The sequence below is a fragment of the Idiomarina tyrosinivorans genome (assembly GCF_003987475.1).
GTDB classification, from domain to species: Bacteria; Pseudomonadota; Gammaproteobacteria; order Enterobacterales; family Alteromonadaceae; genus Idiomarina; species Idiomarina tyrosinivorans.
The window spans coordinates 41505-66450 of the sequence record NZ_PIQH01000006.1 but is presented as its reverse complement, the minus strand read 5'-3'; the positions used below and the strand labels follow the sequence as shown (position 1 = coordinate 66450).

The window sequence follows — 24946 nt, the reverse complement described above, 5'->3', positions numbered from 1 at the left end:
TTGCTATTGATGAAATCTGGAGAAATGAATGGCGGTTGCAGCGAATAAGCGTTCAGTGATGACACTGTACTCTGGCAAAGATGACTTAAAGAGTCATCAGGTTCGCATCGTCCTTGCTGAAAAAGGCGTTGGCGTTGAGATTAGTTACGTTGACAGTGATAACAAACCGGAAGATTTGTTGCAGCTGAATCCATACTCTGACGCGTCACCAACGCTGGTGGACAGAGAGTTGGTGTTGTACAACGCGCATATCATCATCGAATATTTAGACGAGCGTTTTCCGCATCCACCGTTAATGCCGGTCTACCCAGTTGCCCGTGGTACCTCACGACTCATGATGTATCGTATCGAGCGCGACTGGTACGCACTCGCTGACCGTATAATTGCTGGTGGCTCTGATGCGGCTACAGCGCGGCAAGAATTGCAGGAAGGCTTATTGGCATTGGCGCCTGTATTTGCCGACGCACCGTACTTTATGAGTGAAGAATTTAGCTTGGTAGATTGCTACTTGGCACCTCTGTTATGGCGTTTACCGGCTTACGGCATTAATCTTGAGGGCGCGGGCTCGAAAGAAATCAAAGCTTACATGGTACGTTTGTTCGAGCGTGATTCGTTCCAGCAATCGTTAACCGATGTCGAACGCGAATTGGCGCGCTAAGCGCGCCTGTTAGCTACACTTGGAAGCTATGAAACCAAAACGTCCCTACTTGTTAAGAGCGTTATACGATTGGATTTTAGACAATCAGTTGACGCCACACTTGGTGGTCGATGCCACTATTCCGGGCACCAAGGTGCCGCAAGACTTCGTCTCCGACGGTCAAATCGTATTGAATATCTCCACCTCAGCGGTTGCTGGCTTGCAACTGCTCGACGACGAGGTGCGTTTTAATGCACGCTTTGGCGGCAAGCCGATGCAGGTCATCGTGCCTATGAGTGCAGCGTTAGCAATTTATGCGCGTGAGAATGGTGCTGGAGCAATGTTTGAGGCTGAGCCAGAGCTGGATGGCGCTATTGCTGTCAGCGAAGTGGATGACGCGGACGAGCAACAGCTATCATCGTCGCCTAATTTAGAAACGGTCGATGGCGGCGTCGACGACGAGCGTCCATCGCAAACGTCTTCAGAAGAGCCAAACAAAACGAAAAAGCGACCGAATCTCAAAGTAATTAAGTAACCGCGTTGTTGACTGTCTAGTGGTGGTCAACAATGGTGAATGCGGTAATGACGCGACGCACGCCATCAATATTTCGCGCCATAGCCACCGCTTTGTCGGCTTCGTCCTCAGTAACCTTACCTAATAGAAAAACTTCGCTATTTTCGGTAACCACTTTTACATTGCTGCTATCAAAGTCGTCATCGTTAAATAATGACACTTTAACCTTACTGGTTAGCCAGGCATCATGTGCGGACGTGGTTGCTGACACCTGATTACCGACCCGCAGCTGGTTGAAGACTTTGTCGACATTATCGGTATCGCGAGCAATCTCTTCCGCCTGTCGACTCAGTGAGGCCTCACTGACCTGGCCAACCAGCAGGATGTTACGATTGTAGGCAATAACAGAGATATTCTCCTGAGCTAGCGCAGGCGTTTGGTTATACACTTTGCCGATTGCCATTTCTAAGCCTTGGTCATCGATCTGTGAACCGATGCTACGCGGATCTTGCGCCGCTGACACACCCACCGCAGTAGCACCAACCAATGCCACCGCGCATCCTTGCAATTGTGATAAGGCCACAAGCCCAGCAAACAGCAAAGTCAGTTTATTTTTCATTAGCCTTCGTGCTCCTGTGGGAAAATTCGCGCTTCTACTAATTCAGCTAAACAATGCACAACTAATAGTTGGTTCTCAATAACCCGCGATGGATTCCGAGACGGAATCCGAATTTCTACGTCGTTGGCTCCTAATAGACCAGCGATGGCGTCATCAGTTTCGCAAGTTAACGCAACTATTACCATTTGTCGGCTTAAAGCCGCTTCCATAATGTTGGTCATGAGTTCTGAGTCTGGATGGTTTGCAACCACTAGCAGTACGTCGCCGGCCTGCCCGAGCGCATTGACTTGTCTAGCCTTAGACTGGTCGAGATGGATGGTCGGGAAAGGGGGCCGGTCAAGCTTCATTCCATCAGTCATCAATCGAACGAATTGGCTGGCAACGAATGCACCACCAGCTTCGCCACAGCAGTAGACACGTTGCCCCTGCAAAAGCCGTTCAACGAAGAGTTCGACCGCACGGGAAACCGGCTCTTGGAGGGTTTCTACCGCCGAAATTTGGGTTTGAATGCTTTCCGTAAAAAGCGCTTTCAGTGCATCATTGGTCATGAATTAAAAGGCATCCTTAAACCATTCAATATGTTCTGGCTCTACCGTTACCGTTATAACGTCGAAGCGAATATGACATAGGTGCTCAGCAATACGTTTGTTGAGCAAATAATAGCGCGCGGCTGTTTTTATTCGAGCCAACTGAGCGTGACTAATTTGGCTGAGTACTTCGGCAAAGTCGGCATCTTGGCGAAATTTTACTTCGATAAAAACCCAGGTGTCTTCGTCTCTAGCGATAATATCAATTTCTCCGCGTGGGGTGCGAAAATTGCGCTCAACAATTCGAATAGCTTGACTCTGTAACAACTGGCAAGCTCGTTGCTCGCCAAGGTTACCCCGCTTTTTATTGTGCACTCGGGTTGTCTACTGTTTCAATCATATGTTGTCCGAACTGTCCCCAAGCGAGGGTGCGGCCTACTACGTGGCTATTCCTTTGAGTGCCAATAGCGAGCTCCCCAGTTAGCCCTTGATAGTGGTAGCCAGGCACTTGTTGCATTAATGGTAGTCTTCGCCCTAAAGAGACTGCGTCATAACCCATTGCGGTTAGACGAGCTAAAGCTATTCCAACGCTTGGACGCAAGCGCATAAATGTTTTCAACTGCTCATAGCCATGCGAATTCGGGAGCAACGCGGGAATTTCGGTAAAAGTCACGCCGCGTAAATCGTTTTCGCTGAGCCGGTTAATGGCCGAGTCATGGCTAGCCGACGAGGCGAACACGGGAATCGGTGTCATAAACGGACTTACGTTGACATCAATAAAGGGCTTTAACAAGCGTGTTTGCTCGACCGAAGCAGGCGTGTAAATTGAACCAATATCAGCACGGCTTCGTGGCTGATTAAAAATTTCCTCTTCACCGGCGGCAATTTTTACTTGCTGGATGCGTGCTTGACTGGCACTAATCCCTAGGTGCTTTTGGACTTGTTGCTTCATGTCCTCTGTCGATTGGTAATATGCTGTCTCTGCGGCGTCATCGCCGAATTCCAAGCGAGTGTTTTGAAAGGCGGTGACTAGGCGTTCGCCAAACCCAGTTTTGGGAGCAAAAACCAATGGGTCGGCAAATTGCTGAGTTGCCAGTAACGTGCTCGCCTGGTTTGCTTCATCTTCTGGGTCCAAGGCATAGAACCACTGCGTTTGTGTCGCGGGGCTATCGCTTGGATAGTCATCAAGCTCGTTGAGCATAAGATGAGGTACGCCGACCACTGGCTGTTGCACCCAATGTCCGATTTGTTCTTTCAGTAACGGCCCAATAATGAGTTGTGGTCCTAGCGATTGGATGAGTTCGCGCTGTTGTTCGGTACCTTGTTGCTGGGTATCTACGAATTGCACTTCCACCCGCTCGGCGACGTCCGGATGGTCTGCAAGTGCTGCAACAATACCGTCGCGGATCATTTCTCCTTGGCTTTGGTACCGTCCGCTTAACGGTAGTAGTGCAACCCATTGCTGTTGTTGTACTGTCGGAGTGAGCCAATCGCCAAAACGTTGTTTCACAAAATTGGCCGCCAAGTGGTCGCTATAACTATCCAACCATTGTTGCAATAGCGTTGCGCGCTGTTGCGGCTGTTCAATGGCACGGTGAAGGTTGACCAGTAGCCGCCACCAACCCGCGCTATCGTAGTCGTTGGGTACGATTTCGGGCAGTTGCTTGCGGGTGACTTGACGGGCTATTTGCCAAAGCGTGATGAATTGTTGCTCGGCATCGTTATCTTGATAACGTTGCGCCTGAATTTGCCAGGTGAGTGAACGCCAGTAGTCACCACGATTAAGACTGGCAGAACTCAGCAATGCCAGAACTTCCGCTCGGCTTTGTTTGGTCAGGAACTGTTCCGTGCGCGGCGCTAATTGTTGCACAACCGTATCCCAGTCGCTTTGCGAATAGGCCCAACGCGCATAGGCTAGGTGGTAGCGGCTGGCATCGCTCGGACTCATACCGTTAGGATTAAGCTGTGACAGTACTGCCGCTGCTTGTTGCCATAAACCTTCGCTCTCGAATGCTAAGCTAGCTTCAACAAAGGCGTGATACTGCTGTGGTGAAGTGCTGGCTTGACGAGCTTGCTGCAACCAGTAATCACTGGAATAGTCGCTTGGTTGCTCAGCAACAGTGACCGTCGGAACGTTTTGCGGTGTCGACGTGACAATTGATCTGGGCTGCTGGCTACAGGCAACAATTACCGCAGAGCTCGCCAACAATAAAAGGGAATGTGATAAACGCATGGTCGAATTTAAGTTCCAGTCTCGCAGCCAATGGGTGTTACTATAAACGTCCAATGACAGTTAAACAAACAGGCAATGCTATGTCAGACGCTGGAATCCTCTATCTGGTTCCTACTCCAATTGGAAATATTGATGATATCACCGAGCGTGCCAAGCAGGTATTAGCATCGGTTGACCTGATAGCCGCAGAGGATACACGCCACAGCCAGACGTTGTTGCGGCACTTAGGCATTGAACGGAAATTGGTTTCCATTCACGAGCACAACGAGCAACAAAAGGTGGCGTGGGTATTGGAACAGTTGCAGCAAGGCCACAACATCGCGTTGATCAGTGATGCTGGAACCCCTCTGATCAGTGATCCTGGATTTATCGTTGTGCGTGAATGTCGCGCAAAAGGATTCAACGTAACGGCATTGCCGGGCGCTTGTGCGCTAACAGTGGCGTTATCAGCGAGTGGGTTAGCAACCGACCGGTTTTGTTTCGAGGGCTTTTTGCCTGCAAAGTCTGGACAACGAAGAAAGACCTTACAGAGCCTATTAAACGAACCCCGAACAATGATTTTTTATGAAAGCCCTCACCGTATTGTTGCTAGCTTAGAAGACTTGGCAGCAGAGTTTGGTAATGAGCGACAGATGGTCATGGGGCGTGAATTAACCAAACAGTTTGAGACTTATCTCACTGGCTCGATTGCAGAAGTAATAGCGCAAGTGAACGCGGACAGTAATCAACAACGTGGAGAAATAGTGCTATTGGTTGCTGGGTGCCCCAATAAGTCAGATGACGACGCGCCCAGCGCAGAGGTCATCGCCACGCTGAACGTGCTGCGTGAAGAGTTGCCGCTAAAAAAGGCGGCAGCGCTGACCGCTAAAATACATGGCGCTCGAAAAAATACCCTCTACCAATGGGCAATTGAGCAGCAATAGCGTAGAATGCGCGCTTGGAGTTGGCCAAGCAATCGCCGCCTAATGTATTAGGGGGAGGAAAGTCCGGGCTCCATAGGGCAGGGTGCCAGGTAATACCTGGGCGGTGTGAACCGACGACCAGTGCAACAGAGAGCAAACCGCCGATGGCTGCTTGGCAGCACAGGTAAGGGTGAAAGGGTGCGGTAAGAGCGCACCGCGCGACTGGTAACAGTTCGTGGCACGGTAAACTCCACCCGGAGCAAGGCCAAATAGGAACTCATTGGCGCGGCCCGCGTTGAGTTCGGGTAGGCTGCTTGACAGTTAAGGCGACTTAACTGCTAGACGAATGATTGCTCACGACAGAACCCGGCTTATCGGCCAACTCCAACTTTTCTATTCGCGATGGCTGCGCAGGAACTCAGTAAGTGCAGCAAGCCGCATTGGCTTGGCAAGGTAAAATCCTTGCACGTAATCAGCCCCAAGTTCAACCAAACGTTGATACTGCTCCTTGCGTTCAACGCCTTCGGCAACGGTTTCAATGCCTAAGGCATGAGCTACTCGTAACATAGCATCGATCAGTGCTGTTTGCTGTGTGTTTTCGGGAATTTGTTCAAGGAAGCTACGATCGACTTTAAGAAAATCCACTGGGTAATGTTGTAAGTAATTTAGGCTCGAATAACCAGTGCCAAAATCGTCAATCGCAAAACGGATGCCTGCTTCGCGCATTGAGAGGATCAAGCTTTTTTGCTTGTCTTTGTCGGTCATGAACAACGATTCTGTAATCTCAAAAACAATACGCTTAGGTGCAATGCTGTGCCTCAATAAAATGCTCAGCCAATGGTTACCGTCCTTTTGATGTGTAAATTCGCGCTCAGAGCGGTTTATCGAAATAACTAAACGATCGTCGGCAAGAGTTGTTAAGTCTTCACAAACCTGCTCAAGCACCCAGTCACCTATACGGTTGATTAACCCCGTGCGCTCAGCCACTGGGATAAACGTTGCTGGGGAAATGAGTCCTCTCTCAGGATGTTGCCAACGCAACAGCGCTTCGCATTTAGAGACGGTGCCCGTTTTCGGGTGGATGATCGGTTGGTAAACCAAATGAAACTGCTGCAGATCAAGTCCGAGTTTCATTTCGCTGTGCAATTGAATATGGCGTTCCGCGTCTTCGCGTAGTTGTTGGTTGAAAAACGAAAAGGTGCCTCGACCGGCCGATTTAGCAGAGTACATCGCCAAATCAGCATGCTTAAGGAGCTCGTCAACAGTACTCCCGTCTCGCGGGAAGTCGGCAATACCAATACTTGCTGACACGTACACTTGCTGCTGATGAAAACTAAAAGGGTTTTGCAGTGCTTGAAGAACGTGCTCAGCGCGGCGTTGTGCGCCAACATTGTCAACCTCACGACAGACAATGACAAACTCATCGCCGCCTAACCGAGCGACAATGTCATCGGCACGAATGAGTCGGCTCAAGCGCTCAGCAACACTTTGGATGAGTTGGTCTCCAATGTGATGACCCAAGCTATCGTTAACGTCTTTAAAGTGATCCAAGTCGATAAACATCACGACAAATTGGTCGGTATGTACATCTGCCCGAGCAATTAGTCGGTGTAAGGTATCAACAAAGCGTTGTCGGTTTGGTAGCCCGGTAATCGAGTCGTAATGCGCTTGGTAACTGATCGTTTGCAACGCATCTCGAATTTTTTGATGAGCCCGAAAGAGCGAGAAAAGGATACTAAGGATAATGGTTGTTAAGAATAACCCGGCACTAATAATGGCCCAATAACTAACTCCCCGTTTCGCCCATTGCTGACTCCCCTCAGGAGCATGAGCAAGAACCCAAGAGCCGCCTGGAACGGTAACATCAACGCGAACGGAGTCTTTACTCCAAATATCAGCGTTTCCATAAAACACTTTACCAATTAAACCTTCGCCGTCGGTACCACGAATTGACCATTGGTGCACATCATTGATGTCGGCGAGTTCGAGCAATCGGTTGATATCGATGACTTCGGCAATCACCCCCCACAACTTCTCGTCTGGACTAAAGATTGGCGCCCGAACAATTAACGCCCGTCCACCTTGGACGAGATCTAACGGTCCAGCCATTACAATATCTTTTATCGCAATGGCGCGAGATACCGTGGCAAACTGCGAAGCGGAGGTGCGATAGTCAAAACCGAGCGCATCTTCGTTGCCCGTAAGCGGAAAAATGTATTGCACCACTAAATCGGGTGCAAGCGCTATATGTCGTATCGGCAAGTTGGGTTTAATTAATTCCTTCGCCAATCGTGCAAATCGCCGCTGACTAAGTTCAGGAGTGAGGCTTATTTCAGCTTGGAGGGCCTGTACCACCACCAACGCCGCATTAATGATGCCTTCAATTTTCGCCCGCCGAGTGCTGAGATTCTGAAGCGCAGACTGTTTAGCTTCTGACACAGCGGCTTGGTGTTGACTTTCAGCAACAGTGACTGATGCGGAAATGAGAACGATCCCCAACAGTAATAATGCCCAAAAATGCTTATTTGACAACCGCTTTGCCGCCATGCCGTTCCATATGATTTCTCTACCGAGTTTTGATAGTCAGCCATACCCTTGATGAAATCAAGCATTGTGCAAAATTTATTTATCTGTCAACGGCTTGCTGGTCAGCCGACGATCGCGGTGCAAATTCCCTGCAAATAACGGGGGTTTTTGCTTGACAGTGGGAAGAACACACACCTAGACTGTCACATTGTGGGGATTTGTGGAAAATAGTGGATCACTATCGATCAAGTGGGGATCGTTTCGTATGTTCCGTGGTGCAACAGCAATCAATATGGATGACAAAGGCCGGCTGGCTATTCCAGCACGGTATCGTCAGTCATTGGCGTTAGATTGCGAAGGAAAAATGGTGTGCACCATTGATATTCAGCAACCGTGTCTATTGCTGTACCCTTTGCCTGAGTGGCAAATCATCGAACAAAAGCTCACCACACTGTCTAACATGAACCCCGCCGAACGGCGTCTGCAACGCTTGTTATTGGGCCATGCAGATGACTGTCTAATGGATAAAAACGGACGCTTACTGATTGCTCCAACGCTTCGCCAACATGCTGGACTAGAAAAAAAACTGATGCTGGTTGGTCAGTTAAATAAGTTTGAAATCTGGGATGAACAGGCGTGGCATAACCAAGTCAGCATGGATATGGCTGACGAGCAACAGCAAGACTTTTCCAATAACGAACGACTACAAGACTTCTCGTTATAATGGTAAACGACGCGACACCGCAACATATTTCGGTGCTGCTAGAAGAATCGATTGATGCATTAGCTATTCGACCTGACGGCACCTACCTCGACGCGACCTTTGGACGCGGCGGACACTCGCGTGCCATTCTTGCCAAACTCAATGAAAATGGACGGCTGATTGCGCTTGATCGTGATCCCCAAGCGATTGCAGCAGCCGAACTTTTACGTAGCGATCCGCGTTTCGAAATTTTCCACACCCCCTTTGCTGAACTTGGCTCGTTGATTGAGCAACAGCAATTAGAAAACGCCATCGACGGGGTCTTGTTCGACCTTGGTGTCTCCTCCCCACAATTGGATGACGCCGAGCGAGGCTTTAGCTTTATGCGCGATGGACCGCTCGATATGCGCATGGATACCAGTGCCGGCCCCACAGCCGCTGAATGGTTAGCCGAAGCGTCCGAGGACGATATCACTTGGGTATTAAAAACCTACGGTGAGGAACGTTTTGCGCGCAAAATTGCCCGTGCCATCGTGCATGATCGGCAGCAACAACCCTACACTCGCACCAAACCACTGGCCGACATGATCGCGCGGGTTGCGCCCAGTAAAGATCGGAAAAAGCACGCGGCCACACGCAGTTTCCAAGCGATTCGCATTCACATTAATGGTGAACTCGATCAAGTTGCGGCGGCATTAACGGCTTCACTTCAGGGCTTAAAGCATGATGCGCGATTGGCGGTGATAAGTTTCCACAGCTTAGAAGACCGCTTAGTGAAGCAATTTATTCGCGCCCAGAGTCAGGGTAAACCTATTCCTGCTGGATTGCCCATTACCGACGCAGAATGGAAAAAAGATATACAGCTCAATAGCATCGGTAAGGCCATTAAACCGTCTGCCAAAGAGCTGCAACAAAACCCGAGAGCTCGCAGCTCAGTGTTGCGAATAGCACGGAGGGTTAGACATGACTAAGCGTCGCACGCCGGCACTAATAAAGGTGGTTTATTACGACCTTAAACGGCAACTGCTGAACTTATTCTTGTTCTTGGCTGTGGTAACTACAGCCATGACGGTCATTTATATTGCTCACTTGAATCGTAACCTGACCAGTGAGCGTGACGAGTTGTTGTCGCACCGTGACCAACTTGATCGTGAATGGCGGCACCTGACCATTGAGCAAAATGTGCTAACTGAGCACAGCCGTGTGGAACGCTTGGCGCAAGAGCAACTAGACATGCGCAAACCGAAGCCTAGCGATGAAGTGGTGGTGCCATGGCCGTAAGAAAACGCAGACAAGGTGCGCAAAGAAAGCCGCAACCGGGGCTTCACATACGTTATTACGCGGCGTTGGTCATTCTTTTTACCGTATTTGCGGCACTGATTGGTCGTACTGCTTACTTGCAAGTATTCGACGCCAGTGCCTTGGTTCACCAAGGCGACATGCGCAGCTTGCGCTCTGAAGGCATGAATGTGCAGCGTGGTATGATCGTTGACCGTAACGGACGTGAACTCGCGGTGAGTGTACCAGTTGAGACCGTTTGGGCTGATCCGAAACGAATCAAAGAACAGCATGGCTTTGCCGATATGCGGCGTTGGCAAGCTCTGGCCGAGACATTCCGTATGAATAGCGAAGAATTACTCGCCAAAGTGGACGATCCAAGCCGTCGTTTTGTTTATCTTCAACGTAAGATTGCACCGAGCGAAGCAAACTATGTTCGCCAGTTGGACATTCCCGGTGTGTACCTGAAAACGGAATCACGCCGTTACTATCCGACGGGCGAGATTTCGGCTCATGTTGTCGGGTTGACCAATGTCGATGGTCAAGGTCAAGAGGGATTGGAATTACTCTATAACGATGTGCTAACCGGCACTCCAGGCGAGCGAGTTTACCGCAAGGACGCGCAAGGACGGGTTGTTGAAGAGGTGAGTCAACGTGCAGCGCAACAACCTAAACAGTTAACATTAAGTATTGATCAGCGCCTACAAGCAGTTGCTTATACCGAGCTGAAAAAGGCCGTGCGCTACAACCAAGCAACTTCGGGTTCAGTGGTCATTCTTGATGTGAAAACTGGCGAAGTTTTGGCGATGGTCAATAGCCCGTCCTACAACCCTAATAATCGCGCGGACTTACAGCCTTATAAAATGCGTAATCGAGCGATTACTGATGCTTATGAACCGGGTTCAACGATGAAACCCCTAGTGGTATTAACTGCGCTAGAGCAGGGCATTGTCAAAGTGAACGATACGGTAGACACCAACCCCGGTTGGTACCGTCTTGGTGGGCGCCGAATCAGTGACGCCCGGAATTATGGAAAGCTAACGATTTCGCAAATATTGGAACATTCGAGCAATGTCGGGGTCAGTAAGCTGGCGCTTCGGTTAGGTGCAGACAATGTCCTCCAAACCTTTTTTGATGTCGGTTTTGGTAGCGGTACTGGTGTCTCCTTACTAGGAGAAAGTTACGGTATTTTTGGCGGCCGCCGCAGTTGGTCTGATGCCGAACTCGCAACGCTTTCCTTTGGCTATGGCTTGTCAGTGACAACGCTGCAACTAGCCAAAGCTTACAGCATTATTGCCAGTGGTGGCATTAAGCGTCCGCTAACGATATTTCGCCAAGAGTCGCCGATGCCTGGCGAGCGAATTTTCTCAGAGAGCAATACTCGGGCTGTATTGAAGATGTTAGAAAACGTTGTACAAAAAGGCACGGCCAGCGAAGCCAAAGTACCAGGATATCGAATCGCGGGTAAAACCGGTACTTCACGTAAGTCAAAAGCGACCGGTGGTTACGGCGATGAATACGTGGCGTTATTCGCTGGTATCGCTCCCGTCAGCAATCCTCGTATTGTGACCGTGGTAACAATTAATGAACCCGGTGGTGATAACTATTACGGCGGCACGGCCGCAGCGCCGGTATTTGCCAATATTGTTTCAGAGTCGATGCGGATCCTTAATATCGCACCGGATAATTTAGATGATTCGCAGTTACGAATTGCGGGTACGGGGGGTTAGCTATGGCTAGTTTGAGCGAGTTACTTCCAAATTACCCGTTAATGCTGCCCGAGCAGACAATTACGGGGATTAAATTGGACAGCCGCCAAGTCGCTGGCGGCGATTTATTTGTTGCCGTATCCGGGTATCAAACCGATGGTCGCCATTTTATTGCACAGGCGATCAGTGCTGGCGCTGCAGCTATCTTAGCGGAAGCCGATGCTGTCGAGATTGAGTGGCAACAAGGCTGTCCGGTTGTCCATGTGCCGCAGTTGCGCCAACGGCTAAGCCAAGTTGCTGCGCGCTTTTACCAACAGCCGAGTGCAGGCATGCAGGTTATAGGCGTAACAGGAACCAACGGTAAGACCTCGGTTACTCACATCGCGGCCCAATTGAGCCAAATTATCGGCCACACCGCCGCGGTGGTAGGAACCACGGGTAGCGGACTGATCGGTCGCTTATTGCCAGAGCAGCACACCACGCCTGATGCGGTTACCGTACAGCAGCGTCTCGCCACGCTGAAGGCGGAGGGTGCCGAGCGAGTAGCAATGGAAGTCTCTTCTCATGCCTTGGTGCAGTGGCGCGTTGAAGCGTTGCAGTTTAGCTCCGTGGTGGCAACCAACATTTCCCGGGATCACCTTGATTACCATGGCACACTCGAGAATTACGCCAAAGCTAAAAAGCGGCTATTCGAAGACTTGCCGCATCAGCATAAAGTGTTGAATGCCGATGATCAACGGCTGGCAAATTGGCTTTTAGAGTGGCCAGAAAGCTGGAGTTTTGGGTTGTCTGGGCAACCACGCGAGCGCCACCTGTGGGCGACAGATATTGCCTACCATGATGGTCGCACAGAATTTACGCTGTGCTGTGGTGAACAACGCTTGACCGTTGTTTCGCCGTTACTGGGTGAGTTCAACATTTACAACTTATTGGCGGCAATGACCGCTTTGCATGCGCAAGGAGAGACGTTACAAGCGTTAGCTGCGAGCGCGAAGCAATTGTCACCGGTACCGGGGCGAATGGAAGCATTCCATGCCAGTGGTAAACCACTAGTGGTGGTGGACTACGCCCATACACCCGATGCGCTGCAGCAGGTATTGCAGGCAACTCGGCGCCACTGCCGTGGTCAGTTATGGTGTGTCTTTGGCTGCGGTGGCGACCGTGACCGTGGGAAGCGCCCTCAAATGGGACAAGTTGCAGCACAACTTGCGGATCAGATCGTCGTCACCGATGACAATCCGCGTACTGAGCCACCGGAACAAATCATCAAGGATATTTTGGCGGGAATCCCGCAGCAACAGCATGTCCGAGTGCAGTTGGGTCGCAAGGTAGCAGTGCTCGACGCAATTGCCAACGCTAGTGCCGACGATATTGTGGTGTTGGCTGGCAAAGGCCATGAAAATTACCAAGTTATTGGTCATCAACGCATCGATTATGACGAACGAGCGGTGGTGGCAGATATAATGCGGGGGGCGTGCGCATGATTTCAGTCACACTAGCGTGGATAGCGGAAGCAGTGGGCGGCCAATTGGTCAACCAATCAGTCACCGTTGACAAAGTATCAACCGACACCCGAGGCGACCTTGAAGGAGCACTCTTTATCGCCTTACGCGGGCAGCACTTTGATGCCCACCGATTTGTCAATCAAGCCGTTGAACGGGGCGCGAAAGCGTTGTTGGTAGAACAACAGCAACCGCTTTCTATACCACAAGTTGTGGTTGCTGATACTCGCCATGCCCTAGGTCTGCTGGGGGCTGCGGTAAAACGCGAAGTGCAACCGAAAACCGTGGCGATTACGGGGAGTAACGGTAAAACCACTGTAAAAGAAATGATTGCTACCATTATGCGCCAGAAATACTCCGTATTGGCGACCAAGGGTAACTTAAACAACGATATCGGTGTGCCATTAACCTTATTAGCATTGCAACCAGAGCACCAAATTGCAGTGATTGAAATGGGCGCTAATCATCCCGGTGAGATCGCTTATACCACGCAATTGGCGCAACCGGATGTGGCTATTTTGAATAACGTTAGCGCCGCACACATTGAAGGCTTTGGTAGCGTTTACGGAGTGGCGCGTGCAAAAACAGAAATTTTCAAAGGCTTACCTGAGCAAGGGATTGGTATCGTCAGCGCAGATTCCGAGTATCTGCCATGTTGGAAGAATGCATTAGCGAAACATCAGTTGCTCACCACCAGTGACCAGCAAGTCGCGGATGTCTATGGCTCGGAGATTGAACTCGGTGACGATGGCATGGTGCGCTTTACGCTCCACGCTAATCAGCAACATCAGGCTGTGGCGTTGCCGTTGCCCGGACGCCATAACGTGCGTAATGCTCTGAGCGCGGCAGCGGCGTGTTTAGCCTTAGGTTGTGATCTTGAAACCATTGCTACTGGGTTAGCAAGTATGAAGGCGGTACAGGGACGCTTGAATATCATCCAATTAATGCCTGGTGTGCGGTTAATTGATGATACCTACAACGCCAGCGTGGCATCGACCAAAGCCGCACTCGATTTGCTCGCTAATTATTCTGGCTACCGCATTTTGGTGTTGGGCGATATGGGCGAACTAGGTCCTGATGCGCGTGCGTACCACGAAGAAATTGGTGCTCATGGCATAGCCGTCGGCATCGATAATCTTTACACCCTAGGTGTTCTCAGCCAAAGCGCCTCGGAAGTGTTCAATGGTCATGGCGGCAAGCACTTCAGTACGTTATCGCAATTGATTGATGCGCTCAGTGAGCGTATCGCAGAGAAGCCAGAACAAGGTATTACGATATTGGTGAAAGGTTCGCGTGCCTCGCACATGGAACGTGTCGTCACCGTGTTGCAAGAACATTATCAAGAGAGTGAGGGGCAGCACGCATGTTAGTCTGGTTAGCTGACTATTTAACTCAATTCGAGTCGGCATTTAACGTCTTCTCCTATCTGACCTTGCGTGCCATCCTAAGTATTTTGACGGCGCTTTTGGTCGCACTGTTGTTGGGTCCGCGGTTGATTAAATCGTTACAGCGTCTGCAAATTGGCCAAACTGTGCGTGACGATGGTCCGCAATCGCACTTAAGTAAAAGTGGTACGCCGACAATGGGCGGGGTACTGATTTTGCTCGCAGTTCTGGGGTCGACGTTGCTTTGGGCCGATTTATCGAATCGTTACGTTTGGGTGGTGCTGAGTGTGATTACCGGATTCGGTATCATTGGTTTTGTCGATGACTACCGTAAAGTCGTGCGCAAAGACCCAAAAGGGCTAATCGCCAAATGGAAGTATATTTGGCAGTCTATTATTGCTAGCGCGGCAGCCATTTATTTGTTCTTGTCGAGCACGCATCCTGCGGAAACCTCACTATTGGTGCCATTCTTTAAAGACGTAATGCCGCAACTGGGTTTGCTTTATTTGTTGCTGACCTACTTTGTCATTGTTGGTACCAGCAACGCGGTGAATTTAACCGATGGTCTTGATGGTTTAGCGATCATGCCAACAGTGATGGTTGCTGCGGCATTGGGTATCTTCGCTTATGTCACCGGCAACGTAAATTTCTCCGAGTATTTGCAAATTCCGTACTTGCCATTAACCGCCGAGTTATTAGTGGTGTGTGCGGCACTGGTCGGTGCTGGCTTGGGATTCCTTTGGTTCAATACTTATCCGGCTTTGGTATTTATGGGAGACGTCGGCTCGTTATCGTTAGGCGCGGCGCTCGGCACCATTGCGGTCTTGGTGCGGCAAGAATTGGTACTGTTCATCATGGGCGGCGTGTTCGTAATGGAAACGTTGTCGGTGATGTTGCAAGTTGGCTCATATAAGTTGCGGGGTAAGCGCATTTTCCGAATGGCGCCGATCCATCACCATTACGAATTAAAAGGTTGGCCAGAACCCCGAGTTATCGTGCGGTTTTGGATTGTGTCGTTGATGCTGGTATTGGTGGGCTTAGCCACCTTGAAACTGCGGTAGGAAGCGATGAAAGCGGCAGAATTATTTGGCAAACAAGTGTTGGTACTGGGGCTCGGTAAAACCGGGCTTTCGGTGCTACGCTATTTGCACCGCAACAATGTTACCCCGCAAATTATTGACTCACGAGAACATCCGCCTGGACTCGCAGACGCCCAGGAATTATTCCCGCAGGCGCAAATAGATTGTCGCGAAGCGACCGTTGAGGATACATTAGCCGCCGACGTCATTATCCTTAGTCCAGGTATTGACCGCCGCACAACGGCGGTCGCACTGGCTATTGATGCAGGAGTACCGGTGCTTGGCGATATCGAATTGTTTGCCGCTGCAGTGACTTGTCCTGTGGTTGCGGTGACTGGCTCGAACGGTAAATCTACAGTCACGCGGCTAGTCGAACACATGGGCAAGAACAGCGGCAAACGGATTGTCGCTGCGGGAAATATTGGCGAACCTGCGCTAGATGTATTGGCTTTTGAACCACCAGCAGACGGGATTATTTTAGAACTTTCCAGTTTTCAATTGGAGTCTACTAGCCACCTGAAGCTCGCCTGTGCCGCGCTGTTGAATATTAGCGCAGACCATCTTGACCGGTATCAAGATGAACGAGAGTACGCCAGCGCTAAGCACCGTATTTTTGCCAATGCTAAACAATGGGTACTTAACCGCGAAGAGCAGCAAAGTTGGCCACAGCTACCAGTCAATGAGAAACGCGTTATTACCTTTGGTAAAGATGCTCACCCTCGGCATTATGGAGTTGCGGGATCGGGTAGCGAAAAGGCCATTACGCTGGCAGAACAGCCCCTGATCGATGTAAGAAAACTGCTGTTGCAGGGTGAACACAACTTACTCAACATTCAAGCCGCATTTGCGCTTGCCAACGGCCTCGGTATCGACAGTAAACACGCAGCGCGGCAGGCGTTAAGCTTTGTCGGATTGCCGCACCGCTGCCAACTTGTCGGCGAATACAAGGGAATACGTTTTATTAACGACTCTAAAGCCACCAATATTGGCGCAGCGGAAGCAGCGATTCGTGGTTTGCGACCGCTCACAGAAGGGCGTTTGATCGTTATCGCTGGGGGCGATGCCAAGGGAGCAGACTTCCGTTTAATGCAGTCAGCCCTTGAGTATGTTGATGTGTTGATCACCTTAGGCAAAGACGGCGAACGCTTGGCGGAACAGCACCATCACGCCACCTATGTGGAAAGTCTTGCGGTTGCAGTACAACAGGCAGCGGATATGGCCCATCAAGGTGATGTGGTGCTACTAGCGCCAGCCTGCGCAAGCTACGACATGTTCAACGGCTTTGAAGACCGTGGTGAGCAATTTAAAAAGTTGGTCGAGGCATATTATGGCAAAAACTGATACGCGCCAACTCGACTTGTCTATTGGTTCGCCAGTTAATCTCTGGCAGCGCCTCAGGGGCTGGTTCCGCAGCAGCGACGATGTGGTGCTGTACGACCGTGTGTTGCTATGGATAACTTTAGCGCTATTGGCGTTCGGCTTTATCATGGTGAGTTCAGCATCGTTACCGACGGCCGAACGGTTAACCGGAAATCCGTTCTATTTTATGACTCGCCACGGCCTGTACATCATTGTTGCAGTGATTGGTATGGCGATCGTATCGCAGGTGCCCCTGCGTTTTGTCGAGGAGCATAGCGGAAAACTACTGTTGGCGGGCTTGCTGCTGCTAGCCATGGTGTTGGTCATCGGCCACTCAGTGAATGGCTCAAAACGCTGGATCAAATTAGGCCCTCTGACCTTGCAGGCAGCAGAATTGGCGAAACTCTTCTTCTATGTTTACATGGCCAGTTACTTGGCTCGCCGCCAAGAAGAGGTGCGCGAAAACTTAAAAGGCTTTATTAAACCGTTGGTGCTGCTGTTTGTTGCTGCGGTGTTGCTATTGTTAGAGCCCGATTTAGGCACCGTCGTGGTGATGTCAGCTACAACCATTGCCATGCTGTTTCTCGCCGGCGCTAAATTATGGCAGTTCTTTGGCGTCGCCATGACCTGTATTCTTGCTATTATCTTGTTGATTGTGGTTGAACCGTATCGGATGCAGCGCCTGTTATCCTTTATGGAGCCGCAAAAAGATCCCTTCGGTGCTGGCTATCAATTAATGCAGTCGCTCATTGCCTTTGGTCAAGGTCAATTTGACGGTCTCGGCTTGGGCAATAGCATCCAAAAATTACAATATCTGCCGGAAGCACATACCGACTTCATCATGGCCGTGGTTGCTGAAGAATTAGGCTTTGTGGGTGTGGTAGCGGTCATCGCGCTGGTGTTGTTGTTAGTGTACCGGTTAATGCGTTTAGGCCGTGCCTGCATAATGAACGAACATTATTACGGCGGTTACCTTGCCTACGGTATTGGCGTATGGTTCGCAATCCAAGCGTTTGTAAATATTGGGGTCGCCTCGGGTTCGTTACCGACTAAAGGTTTGACGCTGCCGTTAGTCAGTTATGGCGGCACCAGTTTGATGGTCTCTTGCGCTGCCGTTGCGCTGGCACTGCGGATTGACTACGAATTACGCTTATCGCAACTAAAAGTCACTCCGCGCAGTGGAGGTGGCCGATGAATCGCGTGATGATTGTCGCAGCTGGAACCGGCGGCCATGTTTTCCCAGCTTTGGCAGTAGCTGAGCAATTGCTGGAACAAAACTGGCAGGTGGAATGGCTGGGTACCCATGAGCAACGCTTAGAGAGCAAAGTGGTACCTGCTGCTGGCATCAAACTGCATCAAATCACCATGTCTGGATTGCGCGGTCGCGGTGTAAAAGGCTTGTTAGCCATGCCGTTACGGCTGCTGCGCGCTGTCAGCGCCTGTCGCAAACTGTTCAAGCAATACCGTCCTTCTGTTGTCGCGACGTTTGGTGGCTACGTATGCGCACCTGCGGGAATTGCGGCAAAAATGCTGGGAATTCCTCTAGTGACTCATGAACAGAATGCAGTCCCTGGCACCACCACCCGATTATTGGCGAAATTCACTCCGCATGTGATGCTTGGCTTACCAGTGAATTTACCGCGGTGGGACAGGTTTGAAGTGTGCGGAAATCCGCTCCGTAAAGCTTTTGTAAAGGCAGCGAATAGCGTGACTAATACGCGGTCTGAACAATCAGCTAAGCCGTTAACCATTGCGGTTGTCGGGGGTAGCTTAGGGGCGCATAAATTGAATCAAGTGGTACCATTGGCATTACAACAATTGGCTCAGCCGCTAACGGTCGTGCACCAATGTGGCGAGCGCGACCAGCCAATGGTGCAACAGGCGTATCAAAACTGTGCACAGATAAAGGCCGACGTTGTACCTTTTATTGAAGACATGCTGGCGCTTTACCAACAAGCAGATTTGGTGATTAGCCGAGCTGGCGCGTTAACCGTGGCTGAAATTGCGGCTACCGGCGTTGCGTCGATTTTAGTGCCATTACCGCACGCGATCGATGACCACCAGAGAGCCAATGCGGAAGTGCTAGTCAATGCCGGTGCAGCAAAACTTATGCTGCAAGATCAGTTAACTGTCGAATCGTTAGCAGAGACTATCGATGCCCTATTGCAACCCTCCGGACAACTGTGGAAAATGGCGGCCGCCGCAAAGCAGGCCAGCTACCCCCACGCGACGCAAAGAGTCGCCACAAAGTGTCAGGAAATTCAACGCGAGTTCGGAGCATCATGAGTCACTATCAGCATCAACCTTTCACCATCGTCAATGTTCCCGAAATGCGTCGGGTACAACGTATTCATTTTGTCGGCATTGGCGGTGCTGGAATGGGTGGTATTGCTGAAGTTCTCTTGAACCAAGGTTACCAAGTGTCGGGTTCGGATATTGCTGAAAACGCCAACACCCAGCGTCTACGTGAACTCGGTGCGTGTATTAAAATTGGCCATCGAGCGGAACAGGTTGAAGGTGTCAGCGTGGTGGTGGTATCAAGTGCGATAAACCCAGAAAACGTAGAACTACAAGCGGCTAAAGCTCACCGTATTCCGATTGTTCGGCGTGCTGAAATGTTGGCTGAACTGATGCGCTTCCGCCATGGTATTGCTGTCGCAGGTACGCACGGTAAAACCACCACGACATCATTGGTGGCCAGCATTTTTGCGCAGGCAGAACGCGATCCAACGTTTGTTATTGGTGGCTTGTTAAATAGTGCTGGCAGCAATGCACGCTTAGGTAATAGTAAATATCTGATTGCAGAGGCAGACGAGAGCGATGCGTCGTTTCTGCATTTACAGCCGATGGTCGCGATTATTACGAACATTGAAGCTGACCACATGGATACCTACGAGGGCGATTTCCAACGCCTGCAAGATACCTATGTTGAATTCTTGCACAACTTGCCATTCTACGGCTTGGCAGTGATGTGTGTGGATGACGAGATCGTCCGTAATTTGATTCCTCGCATTGGTCGCCAAGCAGTGACTTATGGCTTTTCTGAGAGTGCCGACGTGCGTGCCGTTGAATTTAGCCAAAAAGCCGGTCAGAGCCACTTTACAGTATTACGCGATGGCCGTCCGCCGTTGCCTGTCGCGCTCAATATGCCGGGCCGCCATAATGTCTTGAACGCCTTAGCCGCAGTTGCTGTGGCAACCGACGAGGGCATTGAAGACCAGGCTATTGTACAAGCGCTTAACGAATTCCAAGGAATTGGCCGCCGCTTCCAACACTATGGCACTTTTGCTGCCGAGAATGGTGACGTGATGTTAGTCGATGACTATGGTCATCATCCGTCTGAGGTTGCGGCAACCATTAAAGCCGCCCGACAGGGCTGGCCAGATCGGCGTTTGGTGATGGTGTTTCAACCGCACCGTTATTCGCGTACGCGAGACTTGTATGAAGATTTTGCCGCCGTGTTGTCTGATGTCGACGTGCTGCTAATGCTGGATGTTTACAGTGCTGGAGAAGCACCGATAAGCGGCGCTGATGGGCGCTCGCTGTGTCGCACCATTCGTCTGCGTGGACAAATCGATCCCATTTTTGTCGCTACCCCTGATGAGTTACCAGCGGTGTTGGCCGATGTGATGCAAGGCAATGACTTGGTATTGACCCAAGGCGCAGGAAACGTGGGCGCGCTTGCGAAAGAATTGGCTGCGGCGGAATTGGATCCGGCGCGCTTATTGGCGCGGGGAGGTCAGCATGAAAGCCGCTGATTTCGGAAAAGTTGCGGTGCTAATGGGTGGCCGCTCAGCAGAACGGGAAATCTCGTTGAAGTCTGGCATGGCAGTGTTGAAGGCGTTGGTCAACGAAGGCGTTGATGCTCATGCCTTTGACCCCGCTGCACAGCCCATTACGGATCTGCTCGCACAGAATTTTGACAGAGTATTTATCGCGTTACACGGCCGGGGTGGCGAAGATGGCAGTATCCAGGGTGCACTGGACGCATTGGAATTGCCCTACACCGGAAGTGGCGTACTGGGTTGTGCCTTAGCCATGGATAAAGTGCGCACCAAGCAGATTTGGCAGGCAGCGGGGCTTCCTACGGCGCGCTCGATAGCGGTGGACAGCAGTCATATTGCTGAGCTTGATTGTGAGCAAGTACTCACTGAACTCGGTGGGCGAGTGATAGTGAAACCCGCGCAGGAAGGCTCATCGATTGGTATGGCTATCGCGGCGAACGCGGAAGAGCTGCGAAAGGCACTGCAGCAAGCAGCACATTATGACCAACGGTTATTAGTGGAGACCTGGTTGCAAGGACCTGAATACACCGTCGCGTTGTTGGACAATCGGGCGTTACCGGTTATCCGCTTGCAGACCTCACATGCGTTTTATGATTATGACGCTAAATATCAGGCCAATGATACTCAATACCACTGTCCTGCCGGATTAAGCGAAAGCGATGAGTTGGCCGTTCGTAGCCTCGCAAAGGCAGCCTTTTTAAGTGTTGCTGGCAGCGGCTGGGGACGTGTCGACTTAATGGCAGATAGCGAAGGCCGTTGGCAATTACTGGAAGTGAATACGGTACCGGGGATGACAGAAAAAAGCCTAGTCCCTATGGCAGCAAAAGCTGCAGGAATATCGTTCGGCGATTTAACGCTGAGAATTTTAGAACAGACAATGGAGTAGGCGCGGATGCGCGCGCAGTTACAGCATTGGCGAGAGTGGCGTTGGGGCTTTTGGCTCAGCTTTGCGTTCTTTGTCGCCATTATTCTAACTGCGTTGATTGGCGGTTGGCAGTTGTATCAGGCGTTATTAGACGAACGCCAGGCGCCACTTGACCAACTGAGCGTGCAAGGTGAGCTGCGCTATGTGCAACCAGAACAGGTTAGAGCAGCGCTGAATCGTGGTACAATTGGCAGCTTTTTTTCTGCCGACGTGAACGCGTTAAGACAGCGAGTAGAGCAACTGCCATGGGTGGCGACCGCATCGCTGCGGAAAGTATGGCCGGACCGCTTGAGTGTGTATGTGGTTGAACAACAGCCGGTCGCGCATTGGAACCACGACCGCTTGCTGAATGAGCAAGGACAAGTGTTCAAGGCGGCGGTGACCAAGGATCATGCGTTGCCATCGTTGTATGGGCCAGAAGATGCGGTAGCGGAAACCTTGCAACGTTATCGAGAGTTGCAGTCGTTGCTCAGTATTAATGGCTTTGCCATTGATGCGCTGCGGTTAAGTCCACGCTTTGCGGTGAACATAGTGCTCACCAATGGCATCGAATTAAGGCTGGGGCGAGAGGCTGCCGGCGAACGGGTAAAACGCTTTATTGATGTGTACGAAACAATAAAAAAGCAAAGTGACAAAGCCATCGATTATGTCGATTGCCGTTACGACACGGGCGTAGCGGTGAGCTGGCGAGATAAAGAGGAATAAAATTGAGCGCAATGTCTAAAACCACAGAACGCAACATGGTCGTCGGCCTTGATATCGGTACCAGTAAGGTCACGGCGTTGGTTGGCGAAGTGCTACCCGATGACGAGATCAGTGTTATTGGTGTTGGCGTTACCACCTCGCGCGGCATGGATAAGGGCGGCGTAAATGACTTGAACCTGGTGGTGCAAGCGGTACAACGTGCGGTCGACGAAGCTGAGTTAATGGCGGATTGTCGAGTGGCCTCAGTTTATTTGAATATCTCTGGTCGCCATATCGCCTGCCAAAACGAGAATGGCATGGTACCGATTAACGAGGCGGAAGTGACGCAAGACGACGTGGATAGTGTCATCCATGCCGCGAAATCGGTTCCGATTGCGCAAGAGCGCAGAATTTTACACGTATTGCCGCAGGAGTTCGTGATTGACTCGCAAGAGAGTATCAAGAGCCCGATTGGCATGTCAGGCGTGCGCATGGAAGCGAAAGTCCACATCATTACCTGTGCGAATGATATGGCGAAGAATATTGTAAAAGCCGTCGAGCGCTGCGGTTTAACCGTGGATAAGCTGATTTTCTCAGCGTTGGCTTCGAGCATCGCAGTGCTGACCGAAGACGAAAAAGATTTGGGTGTTGCTTTGGTCGATATGGGTGGTGGCACCATCGATATTTGCATTTACTCGGGTGGTGTGTTGCGCCACACCGCAGTGATTCCGGCGGCTGGCAACCAAGTGACCAGTGATATTGCGAAGATTTTCCGCACCCCAATTAATCATGCGGAACAGATTAAAACACAGCATGCATGCGCATTACGGCAAATGGTTAGCATGGAAGACAACATCGAAGTGCCGTCCGTTGGCGGTCGCCCTTCGCGGGTGATGTCACGCCATATATTGGCGGAAGTGGTCGAGCCGCGGTACCAAGAATTGTTTGAATTAGTGCGCGAAGAGATTAAGCAAAGTGGTTTAGATGAACAAATTGCAGCTGGTGTCGTGTTAACCGGTGGCTGCGCCAAAATGGAAGGCGCTGTTGAGTTTGCTGAAGAGATTTTTCAGATGCCAGTACGGGTAGGACAACCGATTGGTGTCAAAGGATTGAAAGATTATGTCGAGGACCCGGTTTATGCGACCGCAGTTGGCTTGTTACGGTATGGTCAGCAAGACACCGCACAGCAACAAAACGGTCGAGGGTCGACTGACGTTATCAGCCTCTGGCAACGCTTGCAGAGCTGGTTTAAAGGCGAATTTTAGTGCTGAGACAGCACCAAAGTAATAAAAAAGCAGGTAGGAGAGAACAACATGTTTGAACTAATGGATAATTACGAAAGCGAGGCGGTGATTAAAGTCATCGGAGTCGGTGGTGGCGGTGGTAACGCCGTCCAGCACATGGTTAAAGAGTCGATTGAGGGTGTGCAATTTATTGCGGCGAACACCGACGCGCAAGCACTGCGCAATCACTCGGCAGATGTCACTATCCAATTGGGTCACGATGTGACCAAAGGTTTGGGGGCAGGCGCTAACCCTGAAGTCGGCCGTCAGTCGGCGGAAGAAGACCGCGAAAATATCAAGAAGCACCTGCAAGGTGCGGACATGGTATTCATTGCTGCCGGCATGGGCGGCGGTACTGGTACAGGTGCTGCACCAGTGGTCGCCGAAGTCGCTAAAGAACTCGGCATTCTGACCGTTGCGGTCGTCACTAAACCGTTCCCCTTTGAAGGTAAAAAGCGGATGGCGGTCGCGGAAGATGGGATCAACGCGTTGGGTCAAAACGTCGATTCACTGATCACCATTCCAAACGAAAAACTATTGAAGGTAATGGGCAAAGGCACTAGCTTGCTGGATGCCTTCAGTGCCGCCAACAACGTGCTGTTAGGCGCGGTCCAAGGCATCGCCGAATTGATCACGCGCCCAGGCTTAATCAACGTCGACTTTGCCGACGTGCGCGCGGTAATGAAAGAAATGGGTACCGCAATGATGGGTACGGGTGTGGCTAGCGGTGAGGACCGTGCACAAGAAGCGGCAGAAATGGCTATCAATAGCCCGCTACTGGAAGACATCGACTTGTCCGGCGCGCGTGGCGTGCTAGTGAATGTTACTGCAGGTATGGACATGAGTATCGATGAGTTCGAAACCGTGGGTAATACCGTTAAGGCGTTTGCTTCTGATAACGCCACTGTAATTGTGGGAACTGTTATCGATACTGAGATGTCGAATGAATTACGCGTAACCGTTGTCGCAACAGGCATTGGCGCAGAACGTAAGCCCGACATTTCGTTGGTCAATAACAGCGCACCGAAGCGCGAATCAGCTCAGCAGTACAGCGCGAGCCTAGACCGCTCTGCAGCTGCACCGCGGTTAGACCAGCAGGAACAGGCGCAAACTGAGCGCAAGCCTGCAGAGCAAGCGCGTGCTAAGCCGGCGGCAAAAGAAAAAGAGTCGCCCGAGTTGGATTATTTAGATATTCCGGCATTTTTGCGCAAGCAAGTGGATTAACTGGCTGACTTAATAAGAAAATTTGCTTGCAAACTAGCAAATGTCGTATAATATTCCGCCGATTTTTGGGAA

At 50.8% G+C, this 24946-nt stretch carries 23 protein-coding genes and 1 other RNA gene; 19 read left to right on the top strand and 5 right to left on the bottom strand.

Annotated elements, in window-relative coordinates:
• Window positions 1-28 precede the first annotated feature (28 nt).
• Together sspA and CWI84_RS07280 are read left to right on the top strand one after the other, a co-directional pair.
• The gene (sspA, locus tag CWI84_RS07285) at window positions 29-658 is read left to right on the top strand and encodes a stringent starvation protein SspA (protein ID WP_126841934.1); all 630 of its coding nucleotides are present in this window, start codon (window positions 29-31) and stop codon (window positions 656-658) included.
• Between the two features lie 28 nt (window positions 659-686).
• On the top strand, window positions 687-1172 hold the full coding sequence (locus tag CWI84_RS07280; protein ID WP_126841933.1) for a ClpXP protease specificity-enhancing factor: 486 nt from the start codon (window positions 687-689) through the stop codon (window positions 1170-1172).
• Between the two features lie 16 nt (window positions 1173-1188).
• Here CWI84_RS07280 and dolP read toward each other — a convergent pair whose 3' ends face one another.
• Genes dolP through CWI84_RS07260 form a run of 4 tightly spaced genes read right to left on the bottom strand, consistent with a single transcriptional unit; the run spans window position 1189 to window position 4530 of the window.
• On the bottom strand, window positions 1189-1770 hold the full coding sequence (gene dolP, locus CWI84_RS07275) for a division/outer membrane stress-associated lipid-binding lipoprotein (RefSeq protein ID WP_126841932.1): 582 nt from the start codon (window positions 1768-1770) through the stop codon (window positions 1189-1191).
• Window positions 1770-2318: an SIS domain-containing protein gene (locus CWI84_RS07270; RefSeq protein ID WP_126841931.1), complete on the bottom strand. Its 549-nt coding sequence runs from the start codon at window positions 2316-2318 to the stop codon at window positions 1770-1772. The genes dolP and CWI84_RS07270 overlap by 1 nt, the downstream gene beginning before the upstream one ends.
• A 3-nt stretch (window positions 2319-2321) precedes the next feature.
• A complete protein-coding gene (locus CWI84_RS07265) occupies window positions 2322-2672 on the bottom strand; it encodes a YraN family protein (RefSeq protein ID WP_126841930.1) in 351 nt (116 codons plus the stop codon).
• Window positions 2662-4530, bottom strand: a complete 1869-nt coding sequence (locus CWI84_RS07260; RefSeq protein ID WP_126841929.1) for a penicillin-binding protein activator — start codon at window positions 4528-4530, stop codon at window positions 2662-2664. Before CWI84_RS07260 ends, CWI84_RS07265 begins: the two co-directional genes overlap by 11 nt.
• 80 nt (window positions 4531-4610) lie before the next feature.
• On the opposite strand from CWI84_RS07260, the gene rsmI reads away from it, so the two are divergent.
• Both rsmI and rnpB read left to right on the top strand, forming a co-directional pair.
• The gene (rsmI, locus tag CWI84_RS07255; RefSeq protein WP_126841928.1) at window positions 4611-5453 is read left to right on the top strand and encodes a 16S rRNA (cytidine(1402)-2'-O)-methyltransferase; all 843 of its coding nucleotides are present in this window, start codon (window positions 4611-4613) and stop codon (window positions 5451-5453) included.
• A gap of 16 nt (window positions 5454-5469) precedes the next feature.
• An RNA gene (rnpB, locus tag CWI84_RS07250) (RNase P RNA component class A) lies at window positions 5470-5822 on the top strand.
• A gap of 3 nt (window positions 5823-5825) precedes the next feature.
• Here rnpB and CWI84_RS07245 read toward each other — a convergent pair.
• On the bottom strand, window positions 5826-7979 hold the full coding sequence (locus CWI84_RS07245) for a putative bifunctional diguanylate cyclase/phosphodiesterase (protein ID WP_126841927.1): 2154 nt from the start codon (window positions 7977-7979) through the stop codon (window positions 5826-5828).
• Window positions 7980-8223: 244 nt separating this feature from the next.
• Here CWI84_RS07245 and mraZ point away from each other — a divergent pair, with 244 nt between their 5' ends.
• Genes mraZ through ftsZ form a run of 15 tightly spaced genes read left to right on the top strand, consistent with a single transcriptional unit; the run spans window position 8224 to window position 24874 of the window.
• Window positions 8224-8682, top strand: coding sequence for a division/cell wall cluster transcriptional repressor MraZ (gene mraZ / locus CWI84_RS07240; RefSeq protein WP_126841926.1), 459 nt, complete (start codon window positions 8224-8226; stop codon window positions 8680-8682).
• Window positions 8682-9632, top strand: a complete 951-nt coding sequence (gene rsmH / locus CWI84_RS07235; protein WP_126841925.1) for a 16S rRNA (cytosine(1402)-N(4))-methyltransferase RsmH — start codon at window positions 8682-8684, stop codon at window positions 9630-9632. Before mraZ ends, rsmH begins: the two co-directional genes overlap by 1 nt.
• The gene (gene ftsL, locus CWI84_RS07230) at window positions 9625-9942 is read left to right on the top strand and encodes a cell division protein FtsL (RefSeq protein ID WP_126841924.1); all 318 of its coding nucleotides are present in this window, start codon (window positions 9625-9627) and stop codon (window positions 9940-9942) included. Before rsmH ends, ftsL begins: the two co-directional genes overlap by 8 nt.
• On the top strand, window positions 9933-11669 hold the full coding sequence (locus CWI84_RS07225) for a peptidoglycan D,D-transpeptidase FtsI family protein (RefSeq protein WP_126841923.1): 1737 nt from the start codon (window positions 9933-9935) through the stop codon (window positions 11667-11669). Before ftsL ends, CWI84_RS07225 begins: the two co-directional genes overlap by 10 nt.
• A gap of 2 nt (window positions 11670-11671) precedes the next feature.
• Entirely contained in the window at window positions 11672-13132 is a 1461-nt protein-coding gene (murE, locus tag CWI84_RS07220) for a UDP-N-acetylmuramoyl-L-alanyl-D-glutamate--2,6-diaminopimelate ligase (protein ID WP_126841922.1), read from the top strand.
• On the top strand, window positions 13129-14520 hold the full coding sequence (locus CWI84_RS07215) for a UDP-N-acetylmuramoyl-tripeptide--D-alanyl-D-alanine ligase (RefSeq protein ID WP_126841921.1): 1392 nt from the start codon (window positions 13129-13131) through the stop codon (window positions 14518-14520). Before murE ends, CWI84_RS07215 begins: the two co-directional genes overlap by 4 nt.
• Window positions 14514-15596 carry a phospho-N-acetylmuramoyl-pentapeptide-transferase gene (gene mraY / locus CWI84_RS07210; RefSeq protein ID WP_126841920.1) on the top strand — a complete coding sequence of 361 codons (1083 nt, stop codon included), beginning with the start codon at window positions 14514-14516 and terminating at the stop codon, window positions 15594-15596. The genes CWI84_RS07215 and mraY overlap by 7 nt, the downstream gene beginning before the upstream one ends.
• Window positions 15597-15602: 6 nt before the next feature.
• Window positions 15603-16955: a UDP-N-acetylmuramoyl-L-alanine--D-glutamate ligase gene (gene murD / locus CWI84_RS07205; RefSeq protein WP_126841919.1), complete on the top strand. Its 1353-nt coding sequence runs from the start codon at window positions 15603-15605 to the stop codon at window positions 16953-16955.
• Window positions 16942-18168: a cell division protein FtsW gene (ftsW, locus tag CWI84_RS07200; RefSeq protein WP_126841918.1), complete on the top strand. Its 1227-nt coding sequence runs from the start codon at window positions 16942-16944 to the stop codon at window positions 18166-18168. The genes murD and ftsW overlap by 14 nt, the downstream gene beginning before the upstream one ends.
• Entirely contained in the window at window positions 18165-19259 is a 1095-nt protein-coding gene (gene murG / locus CWI84_RS07195; RefSeq protein WP_126841917.1) for an undecaprenyldiphospho-muramoylpentapeptide beta-N-acetylglucosaminyltransferase, read from the top strand. The genes ftsW and murG overlap by 4 nt, the downstream gene beginning before the upstream one ends.
• On the top strand, window positions 19256-20731 hold the full coding sequence (gene murC, locus CWI84_RS07190) for a UDP-N-acetylmuramate--L-alanine ligase (RefSeq protein ID WP_126841916.1): 1476 nt from the start codon (window positions 19256-19258) through the stop codon (window positions 20729-20731). Before murG ends, murC begins: the two co-directional genes overlap by 4 nt.
• On the top strand, window positions 20718-21644 hold the full coding sequence (locus CWI84_RS07185) for a D-alanine--D-alanine ligase (RefSeq protein WP_126841915.1): 927 nt from the start codon (window positions 20718-20720) through the stop codon (window positions 21642-21644). Before murC ends, CWI84_RS07185 begins: the two co-directional genes overlap by 14 nt.
• Window positions 21645-21650: 6 nt before the next feature.
• Entirely contained in the window at window positions 21651-22388 is a 738-nt protein-coding gene (locus CWI84_RS07180) for a cell division protein FtsQ/DivIB (RefSeq protein ID WP_126841914.1), read from the top strand.
• Between the two features lie 11 nt (window positions 22389-22399).
• Window positions 22400-23632, top strand: a complete 1233-nt coding sequence (ftsA, locus tag CWI84_RS07175; RefSeq protein ID WP_126841913.1) for a cell division protein FtsA — start codon at window positions 22400-22402, stop codon at window positions 23630-23632.
• A 48-nt stretch (window positions 23633-23680) separates the two neighbouring features.
• Window positions 23681-24874: a cell division protein FtsZ gene (gene ftsZ / locus CWI84_RS07170; protein ID WP_126841912.1), complete on the top strand. Its 1194-nt coding sequence runs from the start codon at window positions 23681-23683 to the stop codon at window positions 24872-24874.
• The last annotated feature ends 72 nt before the right edge of the window (window positions 24875-24946 follow it).